General features: G+C 59.5%; 20 protein-coding genes. 8 read left to right on the top strand and 12 right to left on the bottom strand.

Going from position 1 to position 24,973, the window contains the following annotated elements; genetic code table 11:
• The first annotated feature begins 73 nt into the window (after positions 1 to 73).
• The 3 genes from L2D14_01245 to L2D14_01235 all read left to right on the top strand — a co-directional run bounded on the left by L2D14_01245 (position 74) and on the right by L2D14_01235 (position 5,389).
• A complete protein-coding gene (locus tag L2D14_01245; protein WNK00067.1) occupies positions 74 to 3,073 on the top strand; it encodes an FAD-linked oxidase C-terminal domain-containing protein in 3,000 nt (999 codons plus the stop codon).
• Positions 3,070 to 3,771: a GntR family transcriptional regulator gene (locus L2D14_01240; protein ID WNK00066.1), complete on the top strand. Its 702-nt coding sequence runs from the start codon at positions 3,070 to 3,072 to the stop codon at positions 3,769 to 3,771. Before L2D14_01245 ends, L2D14_01240 begins: the two co-directional genes overlap by 4 nt.
• Positions 3,772 to 4,063: 292 nt before the next feature.
• Positions 4,064 to 5,389, top strand: coding sequence for an adenylate/guanylate cyclase domain-containing protein (locus tag L2D14_01235; protein WNK00065.1), 1,326 nt, complete (start codon positions 4,064 to 4,066; stop codon positions 5,387 to 5,389).
• 1 nt (position 5,390) lies between these two features.
• Here the strand turns inward: L2D14_01235 and L2D14_01230 are convergent, their stop codons facing one another.
• The 9 genes from L2D14_01230 to L2D14_01190 form a co-directional block, all read right to left on the bottom strand.
• Positions 5,391 to 6,680: a hypothetical protein gene (locus tag L2D14_01230; GenBank protein ID WNK00064.1), complete on the bottom strand. Its 1,290-nt coding sequence runs from the start codon at positions 6,678 to 6,680 to the stop codon at positions 5,391 to 5,393.
• Positions 6,681 to 7,104: 424 nt separating this feature from the next.
• Entirely contained in the window at positions 7,105 to 9,510 is a 2,406-nt protein-coding gene (gene pheT / locus L2D14_01225) for a phenylalanine--tRNA ligase subunit beta (GenBank protein WNK00063.1), read from the bottom strand.
• Positions 9,507 to 10,580, bottom strand: a complete 1,074-nt coding sequence (pheS, locus tag L2D14_01220; protein ID WNK00062.1) for a phenylalanine--tRNA ligase subunit alpha — start codon at positions 10,578 to 10,580, stop codon at positions 9,507 to 9,509. Before pheS ends, pheT begins: the two co-directional genes overlap by 4 nt.
• 101 nt (positions 10,581 to 10,681) lie before the next feature.
• A complete protein-coding gene (rplT, locus tag L2D14_01215; GenBank protein WNK00061.1) occupies positions 10,682 to 11,047 on the bottom strand; it encodes a 50S ribosomal protein L20 in 366 nt (121 codons plus the stop codon).
• Between the two features lie 16 nt (positions 11,048 to 11,063).
• The gene (gene rpmI / locus L2D14_01210) at positions 11,064 to 11,261 is read right to left on the bottom strand and encodes a 50S ribosomal protein L35 (protein WNK00060.1); all 198 of its coding nucleotides are present in this window, start codon (positions 11,259 to 11,261) and stop codon (positions 11,064 to 11,066) included.
• 282 nt (positions 11,262 to 11,543) lie between these two features.
• Positions 11,544 to 12,122, bottom strand: coding sequence for a translation initiation factor IF-3 (gene infC, locus L2D14_01205; GenBank protein ID WNK00059.1), 579 nt, complete (start codon positions 12,120 to 12,122; stop codon positions 11,544 to 11,546).
• Between the two features lie 35 nt (positions 12,123 to 12,157).
• Complete coding sequence (thrS, locus tag L2D14_01200) at positions 12,158 to 14,143, bottom strand: threonine--tRNA ligase (protein WNK00058.1); 1,986 nt, start codon at positions 14,141 to 14,143, stop codon at positions 12,158 to 12,160.
• Positions 14,144 to 14,214: 71 nt separating this feature from the next.
• Positions 14,215 to 15,165, bottom strand: coding sequence for a glycosyltransferase family 9 protein (locus L2D14_01195; protein ID WNK00057.1), 951 nt, complete (start codon positions 15,163 to 15,165; stop codon positions 14,215 to 14,217).
• A gap of 5 nt (positions 15,166 to 15,170) precedes the next feature.
• Positions 15,171 to 16,373 carry a glycosyltransferase family 4 protein gene (locus L2D14_01190; protein ID WNK00056.1) on the bottom strand — a complete coding sequence of 401 codons (1,203 nt, stop codon included), beginning with the start codon at positions 16,371 to 16,373 and terminating at the stop codon, positions 15,171 to 15,173.
• A 29-nt stretch (positions 16,374 to 16,402) separates the two neighbouring features.
• On the opposite strand from L2D14_01190, the gene L2D14_01185 reads away from it, so the two are divergent.
• Together L2D14_01185 and L2D14_01180 are read left to right on the top strand one after the other, a co-directional pair.
• On the top strand, positions 16,403 to 17,170 hold the full coding sequence (locus tag L2D14_01185) for an alpha/beta hydrolase (protein WNK00055.1): 768 nt from the start codon (positions 16,403 to 16,405) through the stop codon (positions 17,168 to 17,170).
• A gap of 2 nt (positions 17,171 to 17,172) precedes the next feature.
• Positions 17,173 to 17,811, top strand: a complete 639-nt coding sequence (locus L2D14_01180; protein WNK00054.1) for a carbonic anhydrase — start codon at positions 17,173 to 17,175, stop codon at positions 17,809 to 17,811.
• Here L2D14_01180 and L2D14_01175 read toward each other — a convergent pair whose 3' ends face one another.
• Positions 17,812 to 18,702, bottom strand: coding sequence for an SDR family oxidoreductase (locus L2D14_01175; protein ID WNK00053.1), 891 nt, complete (start codon positions 18,700 to 18,702; stop codon positions 17,812 to 17,814).
• Between the two features lie 121 nt (positions 18,703 to 18,823).
• Between L2D14_01175 and L2D14_01170 the strand changes: the two genes are divergently transcribed.
• On the top strand, positions 18,824 to 19,579 hold the full coding sequence (locus tag L2D14_01170) for a hypothetical protein (protein WNK00052.1): 756 nt from the start codon (positions 18,824 to 18,826) through the stop codon (positions 19,577 to 19,579).
• Between the two features lie 47 nt (positions 19,580 to 19,626).
• Here the strand turns inward: L2D14_01170 and L2D14_01165 are convergent, their stop codons facing one another.
• Entirely contained in the window at positions 19,627 to 20,295 is a 669-nt protein-coding gene (locus L2D14_01165; GenBank protein ID WNK00051.1) for a glutathione S-transferase family protein, read from the bottom strand.
• A 192-nt stretch (positions 20,296 to 20,487) separates the two neighbouring features.
• Here L2D14_01165 and msrP point away from each other — a divergent pair, with 192 nt between their 5' ends.
• Together msrP and L2D14_01155 are read left to right on the top strand one after the other, a co-directional pair.
• Positions 20,488 to 21,456, top strand: a complete 969-nt coding sequence (msrP, locus tag L2D14_01160; GenBank protein WNK00050.1) for a protein-methionine-sulfoxide reductase catalytic subunit MsrP — start codon at positions 20,488 to 20,490, stop codon at positions 21,454 to 21,456.
• Between the two features lie 109 nt (positions 21,457 to 21,565).
• A complete protein-coding gene (locus L2D14_01155; protein ID WNK01711.1) occupies positions 21,566 to 22,174 on the top strand; it encodes a protein-methionine-sulfoxide reductase heme-binding subunit MsrQ in 609 nt (202 codons plus the stop codon).
• On the opposite strand, the gene polA is transcribed toward L2D14_01155, so the two are convergent.
• Positions 22,171 to 24,960 (bottom strand): DNA polymerase I, encoded by a 2,790-nt coding sequence (polA, locus tag L2D14_01150; protein WNK00049.1) that lies wholly within the window; start codon positions 24,958 to 24,960, stop codon positions 22,171 to 22,173. The genes L2D14_01155 and polA overlap by 4 nt on opposite strands.
• Positions 24,961 to 24,973 lie beyond the last annotated feature (13 nt).

Raw genomic sequence — 24,973 nt, 5'->3', positions numbered from 1 at the left:
TCCGCCAATTGTTTTTCATTATTGCATTTTGCATACAATATAGTAGCATCGCATGGCACAACAGGAGAAGACGATGCCGCGTGAGAACTTTGGCCTGCGCCCGACCGGGCGGATTGGTGACGAAAAACTGGCAAAGCGCATCGCAAATGCCACCGGCGGCAACGTCATGTTCGATCCGTTCACGCGCGGCCGGTATTCCACGGACGCGTCGATTTATCAGATCGAGCCTGTCGGCGTTGTCGTCCCGCAAAGCGCTGATGACGTGCACGCCGTCATCGATATCGCCCGCGATGAAGGCATGCCCGTTCTGCCCCGTGGCGGCGGCACGTCGCAATGCGGCCAGACGGTCGGCGAGGCCATTGTCGTCGACGTTTCCAAGTACATGAACAAAGTGCTTGAGTTCGACGCCGGGTCGCGGACGGCGCGTGTCGAGCCGGGGATTGTGCTCGATCATCTGAATGCCTTCCTCAAGCCGCACGGCCTGTGGTTTCCGGTCGACGTGTCGACGTCCAGCCGCGCCACCATCGGCGGCATGACCGGCAATAACTCATGCGGATCGCGATCGATCCGTTACGGCACCATGCGCGATAATGTGCGCGCCGTGGACGCCATCCTGGCGGACGGATCCGCCATGCATTTCGGCGAGGTCAGCGACAACATGACCATGGCGCACCTGAACGACACGCAACGCGATCTGGTCGCCGGGCTGCTGGGGATCGGCCGCGATAACGAAGAACTGATCAAGGCGAAGTTTCCGGATCTGATGCGCCGTGTCGGCGGCTACAACATCGATGCCCTGATGCCCGCCGGTCCGGCGCGTGGCGGCTGGGACAACCAGACGGTGCACAACACGCCTGCGCATCCGAACCTTGCACACCTTTTGATCGGCTCGGAAGGCACGCTGGCCTTCACGACCTCCGTCGATGTCGATCTGCAGCCGCTGCCGACCAACAAGGCCCTCGGCGTCTGTCATTTCCCGAAATTTTATGACGCCATGGACGCGGCGCAGCATCTCGTCAAGCTTGGCCCGGTTGCCGTCGAACTGGTCGACCGCACGATGATCGGCCTGAGCCGCGCGATCCCGATGTTTACCGATACCGTGAACCGGTTCGTCAAGGGCGAGCCGGACGCGATCCTTTTGGTCGAGTTCGCCGAGCCGGACCCGGAAGAAAATCTCAAACGCCTGAAGCAACTCGGCGAAATGATGGGGGATCTCGGCTTTCCCGACGCCGTGGTCGAGGCCGTCGATCCGGAATTCCAGAAAGCGGTGTGGGAAGTTCGCAAATCCGGCCTCAACATCATGATGTCGATGAAGGGGGACGGGAAACCGATTTCCTTTGTTGAGGATTGCGCGGTACGGCTGGAAGACCTTGCCGAATACACCGACCGCTTGACGCAGGTGTTTCACAAACGCAACACCGAAGGCACCTGGTATGCCCACGCCTCGGTCGGCACGCTGCATGTGCGCCCGGTGATCAACCTGAAGCAGGAACTGGGTGCCCAACAAATGCGCGCCATCGCCGAGGAAGCGTTCGAGATGGTGCGTGAATACAAAGGCTCACACTCCGGCGAGCACGGCGACGGGCTGGTGCGCTCCGAATTCCACGAAGCCATGTTCGGGCCGGAAATGACGCAGGCGTTCCGTAACGTCAAACAGGCCTTCGACGCAGATGGTTTGTTCAATCCGGGCAAGATCGTCGATCCGCCGAAAATGGACGACCGATCGCTGTTTCGTTTCAAGCCGGGCTACAAGCCGCTCGAAATCGAAACGGCGATGGACTGGTCGGATTGGGGCGGGTTTTCGGGCGCCATCGAGATGTGCAACAACAACGGCGCATGCCGCAAATCCGATCCGGGCGTGATGTGCCCGTCGTTCAGGGTTACCGGCGAAGAACAACATTTGACGCGGGGCCGCGCCAATACCCTGCGCCTGGCGATTTCCGGCCAGCTTGGCATGGATGCCTTCACCTCGGATGCCATGAAGGACACCATGCAGCTCTGCGTCGGCTGCAAGGGCTGCAAACGCGAGTGTCCGACCGGCGTCGACATGGCGAAAATGAAGACGGAGTTTCTGTATCACTACAACAAGCGCCACGGGGTTTCACTGAAGGACAAACTGATCGCCTATCTGCCGCGCTATGCGCCGATGGCATCGAAAATGGCGGGTCTGCTCAATCTTCGCGACAAGGTACCGGGGCTGGCGCTGCTGTCGGAGTGGCTGCTCGGGTTCTCGGCGAAACGCACGTTGCCGCAATGGCGCTGGGATGTTTTCGATACAGGCGCTGCCGGCGTGCATCCGAATAGCTGCCCTGTGGGCCAGGCGGTGGTGCTGTTCGCCGATACATTCTCGACATACTTCGAGCCGGAAAATCTGCATGCCGCCAAACGTGTACTGGACGCCGCCGGCTACCGTGTCGTCGTTGCCCGGCCACCGAAAGGCGAGCGCCCGCTTTGTTGCGGCAGGACATTCCTGGCGGCGGGACTGGTCGACCAAGCGCGCGCCGAAGCCCGGCGGATGGCAGATGCGGTACTGCCGTTCGTCCGCGCCGGTGTGCCGATCATCGGGCTGGAGCCGTCGTGCCTGTTTACCCTGAAGGACGAATTCAGCTCTTTGCTGGCAAAAGACGAGGCCGAGACGATCGCCGCACATGCCATGCTGTTTGAGGAGTTTATCGCCCACGAGATCGATGCGGGGACGTTCAAGCTTGATCTGCAGCCCATCAAAGAGAGCAAGGCGTTGCTGCACGGGCATTGCCACCAGAAGGCCTTTGCCGCCATGGGGGCGGTCGAGAAAACCCTGCGGTTTGTCCCCGGTCTCAACGTTGAGACCATCGAGAGCAGTTGCTGCGGCATGGCCGGCGCGTTCGGATACGAGGCGGCGAACTATGAGACGTCGATCAAGATGGCCGAGTTGAGCCTGCTGCCGAAAGTCCGCGAAGCCGATGCGGGGACCATCATCGTTGCCGACGGTACGAGCTGCCGCCACCAGATTGCCGACGGCGCGGCCCGCAATGCGATGCATGTCGCGCGGGTCCTCGAGATAGCCCTGGGCGAACGAGAAGGCGTATCATGAACCAGATCGCCGAGCCCGCCCCCCGCACAACGTTGCACGAAGAACTGGTGGAGCGGCTTCGGGGCATGATTTTTTCCGGCGAACTGAAAGGCGGCGACCGGGTGCCTGAACAGCGCCTTTGCGACATGCTGGGCATTTCCCGCACCCCGCTTCGCGAAGCGCTCAAGGTGCTCGGCAATGAAGGGCTGCTCGAACTCCTCCCGAACCGGGGCGCGCGCGTGGCAACGCTCAGCGAAGACGACATCGACGAAATCTTTCCGGTGATGGGCGCGCTTGAAGCGTTGTCCGGCGAATTGGCTTGTGCGCGCCTCGGCGACGACGAGCTGGCCGAGATCAAGGCCCTGCATTACCAGATGGCGTTGCACCATACGCGTCGTGAGCTGCGCGATTATTTTCGCGTCAATCAGCAGATCCACGAAACGATCCTGAAAGCGGCGAAGAACCCGACGCTGGAAGCCCAGTATACTGCGCTCGCCGGGCGCATCCGTTTGGCGCGGTTCCGCGCGAACATGACAGATGCCCGTTGGGATCAGGCGATGCGCGAGCACGAGGAAATGCTCGCCGCGCTCGAAGCGCGCGATGGCCGGAAACTTTCCGAAGTGTTGAGCCGCCATCTGGAGAACAAGCGCGAAACCGTCAAGCAGGCGATCCGCGAAGGCGCCGGAGAGGCGCATGGCCCTGGGGTCGCTTACGACTAAAAGGGATATTAACCATTTACACGTGATCACGATCACAGCCAACAGGCTGAACTGGGCTTAGTAATGAATGATGAACACCAAGCCTGGGACCACGACGATGTTAACGCAGATCGATTTCAAACAGAGCCACCAAAACACCGTGATCTTTTTCCGTGGCGTTGCCCGGCTTTTGGGGTTCAGGCGTCATTCCCGCCCGGTCGTTTTCCGTATTCCGCCATCGGCGCGCTGAAGTCACGCATCCCTCTCCATTTAGTGACTGGCCTGATAGGCGGTTGCGGCTAAGATGCCTGCCATGTGGCAGAAACTATCCGATTTCATTTTTGGTGAGCCGGTCCGTCAGGAAATGCCGGCCCGGGTCATTCAGCAAATCGAGACGCGTCAATGTGTCAGCGAACGGCTGATCTCGTGGGTTCAGTTCATCCTGATCGTGCTGTTCGGCGCACTCTGGGTTGCCTCGCAGCAGGTGAATATGAACGACACCGCGTTTCAGGTCGTGCCGTTCGCCTTGGCCGCATATTTCGTTTTCACGATGACACGTCTTGTCCTTTCATACCGGATCGCATTGCCGCATTGGTTGCTGACGCTATCGGTGTTGATGGATATCGCGCTGTTGATGCTTTTGATCTGGAGTTTCCATATCCAGTACGAGCAGCCGGCAAGCTTCTATCTGAAGGCGCCGACGATCATGTATGTTTTCATCTTCATTGCCCTTCGCGCACTCCGCTTCGAGCCGAGATACATCATGATCACCGGTCTCGCGGCGATTGCCGGATGGGGCGTGCTGGTGGGGTATGTCATGGTCGCCGAAGCGGGCAATCCGATGATCACGCGCAACTACATCACCTATCTGACATCCAACGCGATCCTGGTCGGTGCCGAAATAGACAAGATGGTGTCGATTTTTCTGGTCACGGTCGTCCTTTGCATTGTCGTCGTCCGCGCCCGGCGCGCATTTTTCCGGGCCGTACTTGAGCAGACCGCGGCGGAAGATCTGTCGCGCTTCGTCTCAAAGGAAGTCGCGGCGCGTATCACGTCATCGGATCGCCAAATCCAGCCCGGCGACGGCGAGTGCCGCGAAGCGACGATCATCTTCACCGATATCGAGGGGTTCTCGGGTGTTTCCGAAAACATGACGGCGCCGGAACTGGCCAAGACCCTGAATGAATATTTCGGCGCCATGGGCGAAGTGATCGATCGCCACGGCGGCGTGATCACTCTGTTCGAGGGCGATCTGATGCTGATCACGTTCAACGCCATTAAGGACGATCCGGATCATGCACTGAATGCCATCCGCACGGCGCTGGAAATAGAAGAGGTCGCCCGCACGCGAACCTTTAACGGGGCGGTTCTGAAAACCCGCTGCGGCATCAACACCGGTGAAATCAATGTCGGCGCCGTCGGTGCGCAGGACAGGCTTGTGTTCACGGTGCATGGCGACAACGTCAACATCGCCGCCCGTCTCGAGCAACTGAACAAGCAGTACGGCACCTACATCATGATGGGCGAAGCGACGCATCTGGCGGTGCACACGGATTACCCGTGCAAGCTGATCTGCGAGGCGCCGGTCAAGGGAAGGACACAGCCGGTGAAGGTGTATGCTCCTGCTGAACGGGCTTGATTTATTTTTGTGTCTTTGTTTTCGATTTGTCGGGCCTGTCGCCGGTTGTGTCTTCCGAAGTAACTTCGCCCGGAGAATTGTCTTTCCCTCGGCGAGACAGAATTTCTCCTAATTTTGACAAATGTGTACTGAAGGCATCGACAATCTTGTTCGGGATCGTGGTTGGTTGCTTGCCAAAATGAAGGTCGGGCCACAGGACTGCATGAATGTTTTCGATTTTATCAGGTTCCGCGCCGTCGAGTAGCAGCGAATCATAATGGGCAAGGTAGTAGGCCGATAACCGTGTGTTGTAGCGGTATAGGTTGATCAGGATTTGCACCAAGTAAATCGCGATGGCGAGCACGCCGAACCGTGTAATCCCCTCGGCAACGAGAATAGACGTTAGCCCATTCACCGTCACGCCGGTCCCGGAGTCTCCTTGCTGGCCATTTCCGTTTCCCGCATCCCCATCTTCTGCACCAACCGAGCGATGCGCGGTCAAAAGCGCATTGACGCCGGTTAAATCCGTTTCTTTGCGTTTCTTTAGTGACTTAAAATTGTCCAGTCGCGTGGCCAGCCTTTCTTTCAGTGCGATGGCATCAATCGATGTGAGAGGTCGCTCTGTCCCTGGCTCACGGCCCACAGCGCCAAAGCGGTTTGACCTATGCCGTGAAAGGATTTCTCGCAGGATGTCGTCATCTCTGGAATTCAATGTGGAATCCAAACGATCGGTATTACGTTCTGAAGTTCGTGCCAAGATTCCCTCAATGCGCTTAATATCGCCGGCTGCGAGTTCCATGTCTTCATCAAGGCGGGTCAGCTCTGTTTCTATATTCGAACGCTCGTTAGTCAGGTTGTTGATCGTGGTCAGGCCTTGCGCGCCGAGCCGGGAGATATAACCGGCGAATACGATAAACAAAGCCGACAGGACGAGTACTAACACGATAATGATGAGAACACCGTTGGCAGAGCGCATTAACCGTTGAGAACGTTGCTTGAACTCGCCGAGCGCGACAATGCCGTTATTTGTAAGCCCTTCGATATTGGTCGTCTCTTTAAGCGACAGCCCTGGGGTCTCATATGACTTTGACTCCCCGAAGCGGTTTCCAAGCCATTGGAAAATAGCAATAATTACAAACACCGACGGCATAAGTATAACGGTTGAAATAAAAAAATCTTCGAGATTTAACGTACGGAACTCGCCTCTATCGATGGTTTGGATCGTGGTCAAAGTAAGTTGAAAAAGGATGACGGCAATGATGGTAGTTGCCCACGCTATTTTGTGTCTGCCGTCGCGCCAAAAATTCGCCATTTGCCCTGCCTCCAAGATTATGACCGGTCGAACACGTCATAATAACCATCGATTCTTTATTTGTCTCCTTAAACGGGTAAGCTTGTAGGGGTTGTTGCAATGCAACGTCTTGGTTCGTGGTCCCTCATCTGTGTTGCAGGGGCCTGAAAAACCAGTGATTAAGTATAGCATAACACCAGCGCCATGATGGACGAGGCGATGCATATGGCGGTGCACACGGATTACCCGTGCAAACTGATCTGCGAAACGCCGGTCAAGGGACGGACACAGCCGGTGAAGGTGTATGCGCCGGCGTAAAGGACATGCCGCCGTCATTCCGGCAAAGGCCGGAATCCGGTATTTCAATGTAAACGATCATCGGTGAAATCGAATCTGATGCCCTGGGCCCCGGCCTTCGCCGCGGGGAGACGACGTCGCTATTGCCTCAGGCCCTGAGTGTCCCGCCCGTCACCTTCTCGACCGCCTGTACGATCTTCTGCGAGATCGCCTCGATCTCTTCGTCGGTCAGGGTGTTTTCGGTCGGTTGCAGCACGACCGTAATGGCCAGCGATTTTTTGCCTTCGCCTAATGACGCCCCTTCGAACACGTCGAACACGCGAACGTCGTTGATCAGGTTTTTCTCCGCGCTGCGTGCCGCTTGTACGACTTTCGCCGCCTCGACATCTGTATCGACAACGAAAGCAAAATCGCGCTCGATCGGCTGGAAAGCCGACAGCGTCAGCAACGGCCGTGCCGCCGATTTCGATTTCGGGTACGGCACGGCATCCGGATAAATCTCGAAAGCAACGACCGGGCCTTTGACGTCCAGTTCACGGAGCACCTTCGGATTGATTTCACCGAAGCGGGCCAGCGTGTTCTTCGGGCCGAGGCGCAGTTCCCCGGCGCGGCCCGGATGATAGTAGGACGCGACGTCGGTGAAGACCTGCAACTTGTCGACCGGTGCACCGAGTGCGCCCAACACGGCCATGGCATCCGCTTTTGCCATATAGGCGTCGACCGCCTGCGCCGGCACCGACCAATGCTTGGTACCCGTCAGACCGGTGCGGATGCCGCTGGCGGCGATGCGCTGATCGTCAGGGCCGTCACCGTGGTATTCCGGTCCAACCTCGAACAGGTCGGCATTGGCGAAGCCGCGTGCGGCGTTTCGCCCGGCGGCCTGGATCAGGTTGGCGAGCGCGCTCGGGCGCATCACCGACAGTTCGGAACTGATCGGGTTGCCGATCTTGATGCTGTCGGGAATATCGGCGAACAGCGCCGCTTCCTTTTCGCCCATGAACGAATATGTGACCGCTTCCGTCAGCCCACGCGCAGCGAGGGTCCGGCGGGCAATGACGCGGCGTTTTTGTTCTGCACTCAATGCCGGTTTCGGCAGCGAGCTTTCGCGCGGCAAAGGCGTGGCGGGGATTGAATCGAAGCCGTTGATGCGGATGACTTCCTCGACCAGGCATGCCTCATGAACGATATCGCTGCGCCAGGTCGGTATTTTTACCTGCCACGTATCGCCGTCACCGGAGATGTCGAAGCCGAGCACGGCAAGGATGCGTTGGATTTCATCGCGCGTGACCTCGACGCCGGTCAGTTCCCTGACGCGGTTGGGGCGGAAATCGAGACTGCGGCCGGGGTCCGGATTGGCGCCGGCCACGACGACTTCGGACGGCTCGCCGCCGCATAGATCCATCACCAGGCGGGTCGCGATTTCCATGCCGGTTTCCAGGAACGCCGGATCGATCCCGCGTTCGAACCGATAGCGCGCATCGGATTGCAGGTTGAGCTTACGTCCGGTCATGGCGGTCCGCACAGGATCGAAATATGCGCTTTCGATGAAGACGTTGACGGTTTCGGCCGTTACTCCGGAAACCTCGCCGCCCATGACGCCGCCGAGCCCTTCCGGCCCGTTGTCGTCACAGATCGCCGTCATCTCACCGTCGAGCGTGTATTCCTTGTCGTTCAGCGCCAGCAGCGTTTCGCCCGGCTTCGAGAGACGGACGCGAATGTCGCCCTTGACCTTGTCGGCATCGAAAACGTGCAGGGGACGGTTCAGATCGAACGTCATCAGGTTGGTGATGTCGACCAGCGCCGAAATCGGCCGAAGCCCGATGGCAAGAAGGCGTTCCTTGAGCCATGCCGGACTTTCGCCGTTGGTGATGCCCTTGACGTAACGGCCGACGAAATACGGGCACGGCTTGTTGTCCGCGTCTTCGAATTCCAGATGCACCTTGATCGGGCTTTCGAAACTGCCGGGCACCGGGCCGTTGGCCAGCGGTTTCAGCGAGCCCAGACCGGCGGCGGCCAGATCGCGGGCAACGCCGCGCACGCCCAGGCAATCGCCCCGGTTCGGCGTGATGGCAATGTCGATGATCGGATCGTTCAGGCCCATGACGTCGATGGCCGCCTGCCCGACCGGGGTGTCTTCGGGTAGATCGACAATCCCGTCATGCTCGTCGGAAATGCCCATTTCGCGTTCCGACAGCAGCATGCCGTTCGACATGACACCGCGGATTTCCGTCGGCTTCAGGGTCACGTCGATGCCGGGAATATACGATCCGCCGGGCGCAAAGACACCAATCATGCCGGTGCGCGCGTTCGGTGCGCCGCACACGAGCTCGACCGTCTCACCGTTGCCCGGGTCGACGGTGCAGACACGAAGCCGGTCCGCATCGGGGTGCTGCCTGGCTTCGACAACGCGTGCGGTGACGAATGTCTCGAGCCCCTTGGCGCGATCCTCGACGCCTTCAAGTTCGAGGCCGACCATCGTCAGGCCATCGGTTATTTCCTTCAGCGAGGCTGTGGTGTCCAGGTGTTCCTTGAGCCATCCCAGGGTGAATTTCATCGGACCAGCCCCCCCACCATACCGGGCACTTCGAGCGAGCGGAATCCGTAGTGACGGAGCCAGCGCAGGTCGCTCTCGAAGAATGTCCTGAGATCGGGAATGCCGTATTTCAGCATCGCCAGCCGTTCGATGCCAATGCCGAAGGCAAAGCCCTGATATTCGCTCGGGTCGATCCCGCAGTTGGAAAGCACGTTCGGATTGACCATGCCGGAGCCGAGAATTTCCAACCAGTCGTCACCGTGACCGATGCGGAATTCGCCACCTTCGCGCGTGCAGCCGATATCGACTTCGGCGCTCGGTTCGGTGAACGGGAAATAGCTGGGGCGAAAGCGGACGGGCAGGTCGTCGACTTCAAAGAACGCGCTGCAAAATTCGATCAGGCAGCCCTTCAGGTGACCCATGTGCGAGGTCTTGTCGATCACCAGGCCTTCGACCTGATGGAACATCGGCGAATGCGTGGCGTCGTAATCCGAGCGATACGTGCGGCCGGGCGTGATGATGCGGATCGGTGGCGTGCCGGCCGTCATGGTGCGGATCTGTACCGGACTGGTGTGGGTGCGCAGCACCTTGCGCTCGCCATGCTCGCCCGGCAGATAGAACGTGTCATGCTCCTGGCGGGCCGGGTGATCGGCGGGAATGTTCAATGCCGTGAAGTTGTGCCAGTCGTCCTCGATATCCGGGCCTTCGGCAACGGTGAAGCCCATTTCGCCGAATATCGCGGTGATCTCGTCGATGGTCTGGCTGATGGGGTGGACGGCGCCCTGCGCTTCGGGTGCGGGGGGCAGGGTGACGTCGATTTTTTCCGTCATCAGGCGGCGGTCGAGATCGGCGTCGGCAAGCGCGGTCTTCTTGTGGTCCAGCGCGGCGGCGATTTCGTCCTTCAGTGCGTTCAGCGCCTGACCTGCGGCTTTCCGCTCTTCCGGCGCCATCTGCCCGAGGCCCTTCATCATGTCGGTGATACGGCCCTTCTTGCCGAGAACCGAAACACGGATATCTTCCAGCGCATCGACACTGTTTGCGGCGTCGACGTCCTTCATGATGGCGTCGCGAAGCTGGTCCGGATTTTCCATCGTTGCACTGCCTTCTAAACAAAAGAACGGGAGCAACGGCCCAGTATAAGCCCTGGGCGCTACTCCCGTTCCAAAACTCGGATGCTCCCGATACTCGGGAATTAAGCGTTCTGGCTGAGAGCGGCCTGGGCCTGTTCCACCAACGCTTTAAACGTTTCCGGCTCGTTCATGGCGAGATCGGCGAGGACCTTGCGGTCAAGCTCGACCCCGGCCTTCATCAGGCCGTTCATGAACACCGAATAGGTGACGCCGTTTTCGCGTGCACCGGCATTGATACGCTGGATCCAGAGGCGACGGAACTGCCGTTTCTTCTGGCGGCGGTCGCGATAGGCGTACTGCAGGCCCTTCTCGACGCGTTCAATGGCGATGCGGAAATTGGTGCTGTTACGACCCCGATAACCCTTGGCGAGTTTCAGGACCTTTTTGTGACGGGCGTGCGACGTTTTGCCGCGTGATACACGTGCCATGACTAATCTCCTCCGCTCAGGCGTTCGGCATGTAGGATTTAACGATCCGTGCGTCTGGCGCCGACAGGGTCATTAACCCGCGGGAGTTACGCTTCATCTTATTGGATCGTTTGCGGAGATTGTGCCGCTTGAATGCGGCGGCCGCGCGCACCTTGCCGGTACCCGTCAGCTTGAAGCGCTTTTTGGCGCTCGACTTGGTCTTCAGTTTGGGCATTTCCCTCTTCCTTCATCTCTGTGGCGCGGTGCGCCAAGTTATTGCTCTCTCAAACGCTGAGCGCCTTGAACGATCCGGCGCTGCAGGCTTGGGGGTTCAAGCGGCGAGGCATGCCCTTTTAGCCATACCGCTCGTCCGTCAACGTGTGACGGCGCGCGGGTTATAGCCTTCCCGGTTCTGCTTTGCAAGGGGGGTGATCCGCTGCCGGGTGACGGCCCATATAGGAAAAAAGCCACTCCCGGGGGACCGGGAATGGCTTTTGCCGTGCGAAATGAGAATTTCTCAGCGCGGTGCGATGACCATGGTCATGAGCCGGCCTTCGGGGCGCGGATGCTGTTCGACCTTGGCGATCTCGCCGACTTCCTCGCGAACGCGCTCCAGGACCTTCAGACCCAGTTCCTGGTGCGCCATTTCACGGCCGCGGAAACGGATCGTCATCTTGACCTTGTCGCCGTCATCGAGGAACCGGCGCACAGCCTTCATCTTGACCTCGTAATCGTGGTCGTCGATGCCGGGGCGCATCTTGATTTCCTTAACTTCGATGATTTTCTGTTTTTTACGGGCTTCGTTGGCCTTTTTCTGCGCCTCGTACTTGTATTTCCCGTAATCGAGAATTTTACAGACGGGCGGATCGGCATTCGGCGAAACTTCGACGAGGTCCAATCCGACCTCAACCGCCATGTCGATTGCTTCCTGGAGACCAATAACGCCGACCATTTCTCCGTCAGCGTCTACGAGACGAACGGGGTCAGCTTGAATTTCTTCGTTGGCGCGGGGTCCATCCTTGGACGGCGGCGCCGGTAGGCCGGGTCTACGAGCTATGGAAATATCTCCTGTATCAGTTACACCAAAGACCCGCATGGGCGGGCATGATTTCAAAATGAAACGTAAAAGGCTTATCCACCAAGTGGACCAAGCGCTTCCAGGCTAAGTCTATCGACTGCCTCTTGCAGCGCAAGAATTTCTTGATCCTTGCCGCCGAGGGTACGCAGCGCCACGGCGCGGCTTTCCGCCTCGCGGGCGCCAACGACGATGATGGCCGGGACCTTGGCATGGGAATGTTCGCGAATCTTGTAATTGATTTTTTCATTCCTGAGGTCGGCTTCAACCCTGACACCGGCGGCCCTGAGCGTGGCGACGACCTCTTCGGCGTAGCCGTCGACATCATTGGTGATCGGCGCGACCACGGCTTGTACCGGCGACAGCCACATCGGCAGACGACCGGCGAAGTTTTCGATCAGGATGCCGATGAAACGCTCGAATGAGCCCAGAATAGCCCGATGCAGCATAACCGGACGGTGCTTGTTGCCGTCTTCCCCGACATATTCCGCATCAAGGCGTTCGGGGAGCACGAAATCGACCTGCAGGGTGCCGCACTGCCAGTCGCGGCCGATGGCGTCCCTGAGCACGAACTCGAGTTTGGGACCATAGAACGCCCCTTCGCCGGGGTTCATGATCAGATCGGTGCCGGCGGCTTTCGTGGCGTCGAGCAGCGCCGCCTCGGCCTTGTCCCATGTTTCGTCGGAACCGGCGCGGACATCCGGGCGGTCGGAAAACTTGACGACGAATTCATCGAATCCGAAGTCCTTGTAGATTGAGGCCAGCAGATCGATGAAAATTTTCGTTTCACTTTCGATCTGGTCCTCGGTGCAGAAAATATGCGCATCGTCCTGGGTAAAGGCACGTACCCGCATCAGCCCGTGCAAGGCGCCGGACGGCTCATAGCGGTGACACGAACCGAACTCGGCCATGCGCAGCGGCAGATCGCGGTAGCTTTTGATGCCCTGGCGAAAAATCTGCACGTGACACGGGCAGTTCATCGGTTTCAGCGCCAGATGATGCACCGAAGCGGCGGCATCGTCTGAAAGCGGTGCTTCGTGATCATGGTCGTGCGCATGATCAGCGCCTTCGTCCACCTCGGCGATGAACATATGTTCGCGGAATTTCTCCCAGTGGCCGGAACGCTCCCAGAGTGCGCGGTCCACCAGTTGCGGCGTTTTCACCTCGACATAGCCGGCTTCATCGAGACGCTGGCGCATGTATTTTTCGCAGGTCCGGTAAAGTGACCAGCCCTTCGGATGCCAGAATACGGAACCGCGCGCTTCTTCCTGGATATGGAACAGGTCCATTTCCTTGCCGAGCCTGCGGTGGTCGCGCTTTTCGGCTTCCTCGATCCGCGTCAGGTACGCCTTCAGTTCCTTGTCGTTGCGCCAGCAGGTGCCGTAGATACGCTGTAACTGCGGGTTTCTGGCGTCGCCGCGCCAGTATGCGCCGGCCAGCTTCATCAGCTTGAAGGCCTTGCCGATCCGTCCCGTCGTTGCCAGATGCGGTCCGCGGCAGAGATCGACCCACTCACCCTGGCGGTACATGGTGATGTCTTCGCCCTCGGGCAGTTCCATGACCCACTCTGCTTTGAACGTTTCGCCCTTTTCCTTGAAGAAGGCGGCGACAGCATCGCGGTCCCAGACCTCGCGGACAATCGGAATGTCGCGGTCGACGATCTCGCCCATACGCTCTTCGATGGCCTCGAAGTCCTCGGTCGAGAACGGCTCGTCACGAAAGAAATCGTAATAGAAGCCTTCATCGGTCGCCGGACCGAAGGTGATCTGCGTTCCCGGGTAAAGCTCCTGCACGGCCATGGCCAACAGGTGCGCGCAGTCGTGGCGCAGCACTTCAAGGGCGTCGTCTTCCTGCTTGTCGGTGATGATGGCGACGTTGGCATCGCGTTCGATGGTGCGGTCGAGATCCCACAATTCACCGTCGACCTTGACGACCATCGCCGCCTTGGCAAGGCCGGGGCCGATCGACGCGGCAACTTCCGCACCGGAGACCGGGTTGTCGTAATTGCGGACGGAACCGTCCGGGAGGGTGATCGCAACCATGGATCGAATGCCTTAAAATTCAAACGTAGCAACAAGTTTCAGGGCGTAGTTAAAGCGCGCCGCGCAAGGCGTCAAGAACCGCCTTCAACAGGCAGTGCCGCGTAAACTTCTTCGACACCGATTGCGCTGAGCGGCTGACGGCGCAGGATCGTCACATTGGCGCCCCGCTGCGCACAGAGCGCCGGGTCGGAGGCATGCGAATAAAGAACGACCGACGGGATGCCGGCAAACGCTGTAATGTGCATCGTGCCGTTGTCATTGCCGACGGCAAAGGCGGCGCGCTTGGCAACCGTGACAAGGTCGACCAGCGATGTCTCTCCGGCAATGTTCCGGGCCGTGATCGAGCCTTCGATCACGGCAGCGCAGAGCGGCCGTTCGGATGCCGTGCCGCAGAGCACGGGGGTGATGTCTGCGCCGTCCAGCTTTTGGATAAGGGCACGATAACTCTCCCGGGGCCAGCGTTTGGCGGGGCGGTGTTCGGCCCCGCCGGGCACGATCAGGCAATATTTTTCCGGCAGTTTGAGGTGCGATATATCACTGACGACAGGCCCCAGATCGGTGAGCGCAACGTCTTCTATACCTGCCTTGGCAAGCTGCTCGGCCTGGCGTTCGACGGTATGCATGAAATCGCGCTTTGGATTGTCGTGGCGGAACGCGCATCCGGCGGCGATGCCGGACCACGCCGGGCGCGGTCCGGGCCAGAACAACCTGAAATAACTGCTGGAGCGATCCGAGGTCTGCAGATCGTAGACCCGCGAAAAATCCCCTGAACGCAGGGTTTTCCTGAGCGACAGCCATTTGCAGATGTCCGCGAACTTCGGCCGCGTATCGATGATCACCTCATCGCAGACACCGGCGGCCTTGATGAGCTCGCCATAGGGCTCGGTCGTCAGCACTGTAATATGATCGGCGCCATGCCGGCGGCGAATCGCCGCCATAGGCCCCAATGCCTGAATAACGTCGCCGAGCGCGCCCAATTTAATGACGAGGATGTTTTTGCGCGCTGATCCGTTGTCCGTCATCGCGATCAGGCGCGGCCCCGGTCCGCCAGCACCTCGTTATAGACATCGAGCGTTTTGTCGCACATCTGGGTTTTCGAGAAGTTTTTGCGGACGTGAGCAATGGCCGTGTCGGCGAGCTTGTTGCGCGCGGCGCTGTCCAGCGACAGACCGGTTTCGATGGCCTTGGCCAGGGCGTCGGAATCGCCGGGCGGCGTCAGCCAGCCCGTGACCTCGGGTATAACGGTTTCCCTGGCGCCGCCATGATCCGTGGCGATGACGGGCCGGCCCATGGCCTGGGCCTCGCAGACGATGCGCCCGAAGGCTTCCGGATCGGTCGAGGCAGAAATAACGAGATCGGTCAGTTTATAGGCTGCCGGCATGTCATCGCAGTGATCGACGATCCGTACCACTTCCTCAAGGCCGTGCTGCACGATGCGGTTTTCCAGTTCACGGCGGTATTCCTCGCGCCCCTGATCGCTGCCGACCAAAAGGCAGCGGATATCCTTGCGCGCCATCCTGGCGATGGCGTCGATGACGACCAACTGGCCTTTCCAGCGTGTCAGTCGGCCCGGCAGCATGATGATGGGCACACCGTCCGGCAGCCGCCAGTCCGTCGACAGCTTGATGACCCGTTCGGCGGATATTTTTTCCGGATCGAATCGTTCCAGATCGACGCCGCGGTGAATGACGCGGATTTTATCTACAGGCACGCCATAGTGGCGGCGCACATGGCCGCCGATAAATGAGGAAATGGCAATGACCCGGTCGCCGAACGTCATCACCGCGTTATATTTGCGTTTGATCCAGTTGCCGATCGAATAGGTGCCGTGAAACGTGGTCACCAGCGGCACTTTCGTCCGTTGGCAGGCGAAATACGCACTCCATGCCGGGGCGCGCGATCGCACATGTACCACGTCGACGTGCTCTTGGCGGATCAGGTCGATGAGGCGCTGGACGTTGCGGTACATGACAACGGGATTTTTTGAGGCAACCGGCAGGATAACGTGTTCGGCGTTGACGCGCGACAGGTCGTGCACCAGCAATCCGCCCTCCGATGCGACAATCGCCCGCCCGCCCGCGGCGTTGATTGCGCCGGCGATTTCGACGGTGCCGCGCTCGACGCCGCCGCTACCGCCCAGGGCGGGCAGAATCTGCAGAACCGTCGGCGGCCGGCCTTCAGGACGTGCCATCTCGTCGTCGTCGATGTTAAGGTGTGCGCTGTCTTTCATGACCATTACAGTTTAATACGGGAGCCTGCATGTCCGATCAAACAAAAGCCCCAGAAATCCTTACCCGTGAGGATGGTTCGATGATTGCCTACCGCCACACCGCTGGCAAGTCGCCGGGTGTGATGTTCCTGACCGGGTTCAAATCCGATATGCAGGGCGGTAAGGCAATTGCTCTAGAGAAATTCTGTATATCCCGGGGGCATGCCTTTACACGCTTCGACTATTTCGGTCACGGTGAATCTTCCGGCGCGTTCGAGGACGGGACCATCGGCCGTTGGGCCGACGATGCGGTGCATGTCCTTGATAACGTTGCCGAAGGGCCGCAGATCCTTGTCGGCTCGTCGATGGGCGGCTGGATCATGCTGCTGTGTGCGCTTGAACGGCCGGATCGGGTCGCCGGTCTTGTCGGGATCGCCGCGGCGCCGGATTTTACCCGAGATCTGATCCCGCCGGCGCTGACCCCGGATCAACTGTCACAAATGGATCGTCAGGGGTATTGCGATATTCCCAACTGCTATGACGATCAGGAACCTTACAGAATCCGCAAATCCTTGCTGGATGAGGGGGATAACCATCTGCTGCTCAACCGTGAAATCGACCTCGACATGCCCGTGCGCCTGATCCACGGGATCGAAGATGCCGATGTCCCCTGGCAGACGGCTTTGAAGATCATGCAGCAGATCAAAAGCGCGGATGTGGAAATTCAGTTTGTCAAAGCCGGTGATCACAGACTATCAGAACCGCAGGATCTGGATCGCCTGACACGGACGGTCGCGACACTGTTGGAGAAAGCATAACTATGGATGCAATCGAACGGATGCTGAGCGGGTATCGCGCATTTCGCAACGGCATGCCCGAAGATCACGAAATCCGCCTGCGCCAGTTGGTCGAGGCCGGTCAGAAGCCGCAGGCCGCCGTCATTGCATGCTCGGATTCCCGGGTCGACCCGGCCTTGGTGTTCCGTGCCGAGCCCGGCGACATCTTCATGATCCGCAACGTCGCCAATCTGGTACCCCCGATGGAAGAGGAAGGCACTTTTCACGGCACCAGCGCGGCCCTGGAATTCGCCGTTCTGGGTCTCGACGTGCCGAACATCATCGTTCTCGGCCATGCACATTGCGGCGGCATCGAAGCCATGATCCGGGGTAAGGAAATCGTCAAGGACGGTTATCATTTCGTCCCGGCATGGGTTTCCATGCTGTCATCTGCACATCGCCGCGTGCTGGCGACCATGCCGGATGCGACGCCTGAGGAAACGCAGCGTGCGTGCGAACGAAATTCGGTTCTGGTGTCGCTTGAAAACCTGACCACTTTCCCCTGGATACGCGAGCGCATCGCGGAAAAATCGTTAAAACTGCATGGCTGGTTCTTCGACATCGAAACCGCACAGCTGGAAATCTACGATTCAAAAAGCGGCGGTTTCGAGCCGGTTCACTGATCAGCCTTCCTCAATCAGGATATGCTGCAGACCTGAGCGGTAATCGGGATATTTAAGCCGCACGCCCAGTTCTTTGCGGATACGGGCGTTGTCGACACGCCGGTTGTCGTTCCAGAAACTGAGCGCCATCGGGCTCATGCGTTCCTTGACGGTGTCGAATTCCTCCAGCGGCGGCGGGTCTTTTCCGAGCAGGTGCGCGGCATATGCCGTTACCTCGGCGGGTGGGGCCGGTTCGTTGTCGCAGACATTGTAGATTGCGCCCGGATTGGGCTTGGCGATGGATGCGGCCAGGACACGGGCAATATCATCGACGTGAATACGTGAAAAAGCATGGCCGGGTTTGTTTATTCTTTTGGCGCGTCCGGCACGGATCTGGTCGAAGACGGAGCGGCCCGGCCCGTAAATCCCCGCCAGACGGAAAACATGCACAGGGACACCATGATCGCGCTGCAGGGCAAGCCAGCCCTGTTCCGCATCGACCCGCCGTATCGAACGCGCACTGGACGGATTCACCGCGGCGTCTTCCTTGACCCAGGCACCGCCCGTGTCGCCGTAAACCCCTGTCGTTGAAAGATAGCCGAGCCAATTCAGCGATGGCATGGCCTGAATGGCTTCCTGGGCGGCGTTCAGGACCGGGTCGCCTTTTTCATCCGGCGGGACGGAAACAAGAACATGGCTCGATGCATTCAACCTGTCCCGGATGGTGCTGCTGAGAACTTCCCCACTCCAAAGATGCGTATCAACGCCGCTGGCGATCAGGCGCCGCACCTTGTCCGGGTCGCGGGCGGTCCCGCACACGGTCCAGTCGGCAACCGAAAGCTGCCGGATCAGGGCCTCGGCGGAATAGCCGATGCCGAAACAGAATAGCCGGGGGCCGCCGCGTCTTGTCACCGATACACTCCTTGCACATATTTCTCAGGGTTTCTTCTGCGGACTTGCCGGAGCCGGCGGAGCGCCGTAGAAGCCTGGATATGCTTTATCGGAATTATAACCTCAAAGGCAGGGCAGGGCGATGACCAGTCTTCGTCTGCAGGTGATTATTTGCATGGCGGCCTTGTGTGTGCCGCTATCCGCCCGTGCGGACGAAATCGATCATGCCCGGGAATACGCCAAGTGCATGGCGCTTGCACCGTCCAAGCCGAATGGCGCGTTCGAGATGGCGACGGCTTGGAAAGCCCTGGGGGGTGGGGCTGCCGCCGAGCACTGCGCCGCGGTCGCGTTGTTGTATTCGGGGCAGCCGGAGTATGCCGCCCGCAGGCTCGAAGTGCTGGCTGAAACCATTGTCGCCGAGCCTGAATTCAAGGGGCAGATTCTTGCCCAGGCCGGGCAGGCCTGGCTTTTAGAGGGCGATGCGCCGCGTGCCGAAGCGGCGCTCAGCGAAGCGGTCAAGCTGCTTCGGGGCCGCCCGGAGGTATTGGCTGACCGGGCCCAGGCCCGTGCCGCCATGGCGGACTACAAAGGCGCGGTCGAGGATCTGACCAACGCAATTTCCGCGGATCCGAAATTCGCCGAGGCCTATACCTTCCGCGCCAGCGCCTACAGGTATCTGGATGAACTCGGGAAGGCCAAAGCGGATATAGAGACGGCCCTGCTTTTGACGCCGGACGATCCGCCGGCGTTGCTGGAACGCGGTATCCTGTTCCGGCTTGGCGGTAACGATGAGGCCGCGCGCGCCGACTGGCTCAGGGTGCTTGAACTTGATCCCGACGGCGAGGCCGGGCGACTGGCCCGCATCAACATCGAAAAGATGGACGTTAAGACCGACTGAACTGCCCCATCCTTCGAGACGCCGTCTCGAAGCATGCGTGGACGATCTCAGAAATCCAGATCGGCGTAATGCTTGGGCGGCGGGGCGCTCGGAATGCGGTCCGACAGCAACGGCCGGAAGCTCGGCCGTGACTTGATCCGCGCATACCAGTCCTTGGCGCTTTCATGCGCGCTCCACGGCACGTCGCCGATGTAATCCAGGGTCGAGAGATGCGCGGCGGCGGTGATGTCGGCCAGTGACAGTTCATCACCGGCCAGCCATTTACGGCGCTCGACCAGATAGGAAATGTATTCCATGTGCGTGTGGACGTTGCTGTGACCGGCGCGGACCTGTGCCGAGTCCGGCTCACCCAGGCCGAGAAACCGTTTCATGAATTTTTCACCGACGAGTTTCTCGGTGACCTCGGTATTGAATTTACGGTCGAACCAGTCGACGAGGCGCCGCACCTCGGCACGCTGAAAAGGCTGGCGGCCCAGCAGCGGCGGGTCGGGATGCATTTCGTCGAGGAATTCAGAAATCACCTGCGAGCCGGAAAGCGCTGTGCCGTCCGGTTCGACCAGGACCGGGACTTCGCCCATCGGATTGATCGCCAGGAACTCCTCGCGTCGGCGCCAGACATTCTCGGCTTTCATCTCGAAGTCGATCCGCTTCTCGCCCAGAACGATACGGACTTTTCTGGAAAAGGGCGAAAGCCAGAGGTGATAAAGAACGCGCATATGATACTTCCGACGACCGGCGCCCGGGGAACGTGTTACTGATAACGCCTGCTGGCGAAATTGTGAACGGTCGTTAGTGGCGCCCAAACCATCGAATACGCTATCTAAGGGACAGATGGCAACCGTCCGCTGCTTGCCGTTTATACCGGCGGGCATGACAATACTGGAAATTCGCGTGAACAGGAGAGTTCAATGCTAATCAAAAACCGCAAGGCCTCGGACGTACTCGGCTCGGAAATAACGCCGAAATCCGTCTTCGACAACCGCCGCGCCTTTCTCAAAACGGCGGCACTGGCGGGTGTCGGACTGGCGGCGGGTGCGCTGCCGTCCTTGCCGGCATTGGCGGCACGCACGCCGCTTTCGGGCGTGAAGAAAACCAGATGGTCGGCGGATAGCCTGCCGGAAAACGATCCGGTTAACGATTACGAAGACATCACGGGCTACAACAATTTTTATGAATTCGGCACAGGCAAGCGCGACCCCAAGGCGAACGCCCAGGACTTCAAGCCGGAGCCCTGGTCCATCGCCGTCGAAGGGGCATGCGCCAAGCCCGGCAAAATCTCGTTCGAAGACCTGATCAAACCGCATACGCTGGAAGAGCGGGTTTATCGTTTCCGTTGCGTCGAAGCGTGGTCGATGGTGGTGCCGTGGGTCGGTATTCCGCTCGCGGATGTCCTCAAGCGCTTCGAGCCGACGTCCGACGCCAAGTATGTTTACTTCGAAACACTGCTCGATCCGGAACAAATGCCGGGGCAGCGCTATCCGGTTCTGAAATGGCCTTATAAGGAAGGGCTCAGGATCGACGAGGCGATGAACCCGTTGTCTTTTCTGTCGGTCGGTCTGTACGGCGAAGTTCTGCCGAACCAGAACGGGGCGCCGGTGCGGCTCGTTGTGCCGTGGAAGTACGGCTACAAATCGATCAAGTCGATCGTTAAAATCAAGTTCCAGAGCGCCATGCCGCCGACCAGCTGGAACGAAGCGGCGGCGCGGGAATACGGATTTTACTCCAACGTCAATCCGGCCGTCAGTCACCCGCGCTGGTCACAGGCTTCGGAACGCAGGATCGGTGAAATCTTCAAACGCAAGACGCTGATGTTCAACGGCTATGAAGAAGAGGTCGCCGGTCTGTACACGGACATGGATTTGCGCAAATGGCATTAAGAGCCGCCCCAAAGTACCGCCCTGGCGCATGACGACATCCGACACAATGATGAATGCCGGTGCTTCCGCTGAAACAGTCCATCGCGCACATGCAAAGCGCCGCGATCCGATGGTCTGGGTCATCAAGCCTGCGGTCTGGGTTTTGTGTCTGGCACCGCTGGCGTGGCTCGGCTGGCTGGTCGCCGACGCGGTCCTTCTCGGCGGCCGTGGCCTGACGGCGAACCCGGTCGAATTCATCAACCGCTATCTCGGTGACTGGGCGCTCCGCTTCTTGCTGATCGGGCTTGCGGTGACGCCGCTGCGCATTCTCAGCGGCTGGAAGCAGGTCGTGCGTCTGCGCCGGCTTCTAGGTCTGTTCGCGTTCTTTTATGTGGTGCTGCATGTATCCAACTATGTCGTGCTTGACCAGTTCTTCAATTGGACGGCGATCTGGGAAGATATCGTCAAGCGCTGGTACATCACGGTCGGCATGCTGGCGCTTGTGTGCCTGATCCCGCTTGCCGTTACCTCGACCAAGGGCTGGATCAAGCGGATCGGCGGCAGGAACTGGAACAAACTGCACAAGGCCGTCTATGTCGCCGGTGCGGCGGCGTGCCTGCATTTCTTCATGATGCGCAAGGGCTTGCAGTATGAACCGCTGGTCTATGGTGCGATCTTCGCTTCGCTGATGATGATGCGCGCCGTAGAGCCGTTGAAGCGGAAGCTCCGCGCGGCCTAGTGCGCCTCGTCCCAGTTGTCGCCGGTGCCGATGTCGACTTCCAGCGGCACGTTGAGTTGCGCGGCGCTTTCCATCACGTCCTTGACCAGCGCGCGGGTTTTTTCGACTTCGCCTTCCGGCACTTCGAAGATCAGTTCATCGTGCACCTGCAAAAGCATGCGCGCGCTTAGCTTTGCGTCTTCAAGAGCGGCCGGTACGCGGGTCATGGCGAGCTTGATGATATCGGCCGCCCCGCCCTGAATCGGGGCGTTGATGGCGGCGCGTTCAGCGTTGCCCCTGAGTGCCTGGTTCTTTTCATTGATGCCCCGCATATGGCATTTGCGCCCGAACGGCGTTTCGACATAACCCTGATCGTGCGCCAGTTGCTTGGTCTTATCCATGTAGTCCTTGATGCCCGGATAACGCTCGAAATAGGCATCGATGTAGCGCTGCGCCTCGCCCCTGGGAATGCCGAGCTGGCGCGCCAGGCCGAACCCGGAAATGCCGTAGATGATGCCGAAGTTGATGGCCTTGGCCTGGCGGCGGACCATCGGGTCCATGCCGTCGATCGGCACGCCGAAGACCTGGGACGCGGTAATGGCATGGATATCCTGCCCGTCCGCGAAGGCCTGTTTCAGGACATCGATATCGGCGACGTGGGCCAGCAGCCTGAGTTCGATCTGCGAATAGTCGGCCGACATCAGCACATGGCCCTTGTCGGCGATGAAGGCCTGGCGGATTTTCCGGCCTTCATCGGACCGGATCGGAATGTTCTGCAGGTTCGGATCGTTCGACGACAACCGCCCGGTCGATGTCACGGCCTGGCTGAACGAGGTATGCACGCGCCCCGTATCGGGGTTGATGGTTTCGACAAGTGCGTCGGTGTAGGTGCTTTTCAGCTTCTGCAGTTGCCGCCAGTCGAGGATCGTCCTGGGCAGTTCATGACCCTGAATGACGAGGTCCTCAAGGACATCGGCGCTGGTCGAATAGGCGCCGGTCTTGCCCTTCTTGCCGCCTTCCAGCGACATTTCATCGAACAGGATTTCGCCGACCTGCTTCGGCGAGCCGACGTTGAATTCGCGCCCTGCCAGCTTGTGCGCATGGATTTCAAGCTCGCCCATGCGTTTCTCGAAGTCGGCGGAGAATGCCTTGAGTTTCTGGGCATCGACCTTGATGCCGGTCCGCTCCATGCGCTCGAGAATGTATATCAACGGACGCTCAAGGCGCTCATAGACGCCGACCATGTGTTCGCGGGTCAGGCGCGGCTTCATCATCCGGTGCAGCCTGAGCGTCACGTCGGCATCCTCGGCGGCATAGGGGCCGGCGGTATCCAGTGGCACCTTATCGAAGCTGATGGCGCTTTTGCCCGAGCCCGCCACGTCCTTGAACTTGATGGTTTCGATCTCCAGGAACCGCAGTGCAAGTTCGTCCATGCCGTGACCGTGCAGGCCGCCTTCGAGCACATAGGACAGCAGCATCGTGTCGTCGACCGGGCCGACATCGATGCCGTATCGCGCCAGCACCTGCATGTCGTACTTGATGTTCTGGCCGACTTTCAGGATAGACGGGTCTTCGAGGAGCGGTTTCAGCGCGTCGAGAGCTTCGCGCATGGGAATCTGTTCCGGCGCATCGGCCTCGTGCGTGCCGTCGCTGTCGCCAAGATCGAAAGCGCCCTGCGCGCCGGCACCGACATGTGCCAGCGGGATATAACAGGCCTTGCCCGGCTCGATACTGAGCGAGACACCGACCAGCCCCGCCTGCATGCTGGATAGCGCGTCCGTTTCAGTGTCGACGGCGACGATCCCGGCCTTCATGGCGGCGGTTATCCACGGCTTCAGGTCATCGATCTTCTGGACCAGCGTGTATTCGGTGTCCTGCGCCTGTTTTTCCTCTTCCAGCACCCCCGGGTCGTCGGCGGAGATTCCGTGCTTGGCGGAGATCGAGGAGACAAGGGTCTTGAATTCCTGTTCCTTCAGGAACGCCAGCAGCTTTTCCGGATCGGGCTGGCGCTTTCTGAAGTCGGCAAGGGTAATGTCGATGGGGACATCGGTTTTAAGCGTCACAAGCTGTTTCGAAATGCGTGCCAGATCGGCCTGTTCGATCAGTTTTTCGCGGCGTTTCGGCTGTTTGATTTCGTCGGCTTTCGCCAGCAGCGTTTCCAGATCGCCGTACTGGTTGATCAGTTCGGCTGCGGTCTTGATGCCGATGCCCTGCACGCCGGGCACGTTGTCGGTGCTGTCGCCGGCCAGCGCCTGAACCTCGATCACCTTGTCTGGCCCGACGCCGAATTTCTCGACCACCTCGGCGGCGCCGATGGACTTGTCCTTCATGCCGTCCCACAGCGTGACCCGGTCATTGACCAACTGCATCAGGTCTTTGTCGGAAGAAACGATGGTAACGTCCATGCCCTGTTCGGCGGCCTGTTCGGCATAGGTCGCGATCAGGTCGTCGGCTTCGTAGTTTTCCATCTGCACGGCGGGCACGTTCATCGCTTCCGTGGCTTCGCGGACCAGCGCGAATTGCGGGATCAGGTCCTCCGGCGGGTCGGGGCGGTGCGCCTTGTATTCGGGATAGATATCGTTGCGGAACGTCTTGCGGGCCTTGTCGAAAATGACCGCGACGTAATCAGCCTCGGTATCGTCGATGAGTTTCAGCATCATGCGGGTGTAGATGTAGACGGCATTGGTCGGGGTGCCGTCGGAACGGGTCATCTGTCCGCGGCGGTTCGCCATCCCGGCAAAATAGGCGCGGAAGATAAAGCCGGATCCATCGATCAGGAATACGTGCTCGCGATCAGGTTCCGCCACGTCAGCCGTTACC

It is taken from the genome of Thalassospiraceae bacterium LMO-JJ14, from assembly GCA_021555105.2.
GTDB lineage: Bacteria > Pseudomonadota > Alphaproteobacteria > Rhodospirillales > Casp-alpha2 > UBA4479.
This window is presented reverse-complemented; position numbering and strand designations above follow the sequence as displayed.

Coding starts and splice junctions, on each gene's coding strand:
- L2D14_01245 (WNK00067.1), top strand. CDS start 74: ATGCCGCGTGAGAACTTTGGCCTGCGCCCGACCGGGCGGATTGGTGAC.
- L2D14_01240 (WNK00066.1), top strand. CDS start 3,070: ATGAACCAGATCGCCGAGCCCGCCCCCCGCACAACGTTGCACGAAGAA.
- L2D14_01235 (WNK00065.1), top strand. CDS start 4,064: ATGTGGCAGAAACTATCCGATTTCATTTTTGGTGAGCCGGTCCGTCAG.
- L2D14_01230 (WNK00064.1), bottom strand. CDS start 6,680: ATGGCGAATTTTTGGCGCGACGGCAGACACAAAATAGCGTGGGCAACT.
- pheT (WNK00063.1), bottom strand. CDS start 9,510: ATGAAATTCACCCTGGGATGGCTCAAGGAACACCTGGACACCACAGCC.
- pheS (WNK00062.1), bottom strand. CDS start 10,580: ATGGAAAATCCGGACCAGCTTCGCGACGCCATCATGAAGGACGTCGAC.
- rplT (WNK00061.1), bottom strand. CDS start 11,047: ATGGCACGTGTATCACGCGGCAAAACGTCGCACGCCCGTCACAAAAAG.
- rpmI (WNK00060.1), bottom strand. CDS start 11,261: ATGCCCAAACTGAAGACCAAGTCGAGCGCCAAAAAGCGCTTCAAGCTG.
- infC (WNK00059.1), bottom strand. CDS start 12,122: ATGCGGGTCTTTGGTGTAACTGATACAGGAGATATTTCCATAGCTCGT.
- thrS (WNK00058.1), bottom strand. CDS start 14,143: ATGGTTGCGATCACCCTCCCGGACGGTTCCGTCCGCAATTACGACAAC.
- L2D14_01195 (WNK00057.1), bottom strand. CDS start 15,165: ATGACGGACAACGGATCAGCGCGCAAAAACATCCTCGTCATTAAATTG.
- L2D14_01190 (WNK00056.1), bottom strand. CDS start 16,373: ATGAAAGACAGCGCACACCTTAACATCGACGACGACGAGATGGCACGT.
- L2D14_01185 (WNK00055.1), top strand. CDS start 16,403: ATGTCCGATCAAACAAAAGCCCCAGAAATCCTTACCCGTGAGGATGGT.
- L2D14_01180 (WNK00054.1), top strand. CDS start 17,173: ATGGATGCAATCGAACGGATGCTGAGCGGGTATCGCGCATTTCGCAAC.
- L2D14_01170 (WNK00052.1), top strand. CDS start 18,824: ATGACCAGTCTTCGTCTGCAGGTGATTATTTGCATGGCGGCCTTGTGT.
- L2D14_01165 (WNK00051.1), bottom strand. CDS start 20,295: ATGCGCGTTCTTTATCACCTCTGGCTTTCGCCCTTTTCCAGAAAAGTC.
- msrP (WNK00050.1), top strand. CDS start 20,488: ATGCTAATCAAAAACCGCAAGGCCTCGGACGTACTCGGCTCGGAAATA.
- L2D14_01155 (WNK01711.1), top strand. CDS start 21,566: ATGGTCTGGGTCATCAAGCCTGCGGTCTGGGTTTTGTGTCTGGCACCG.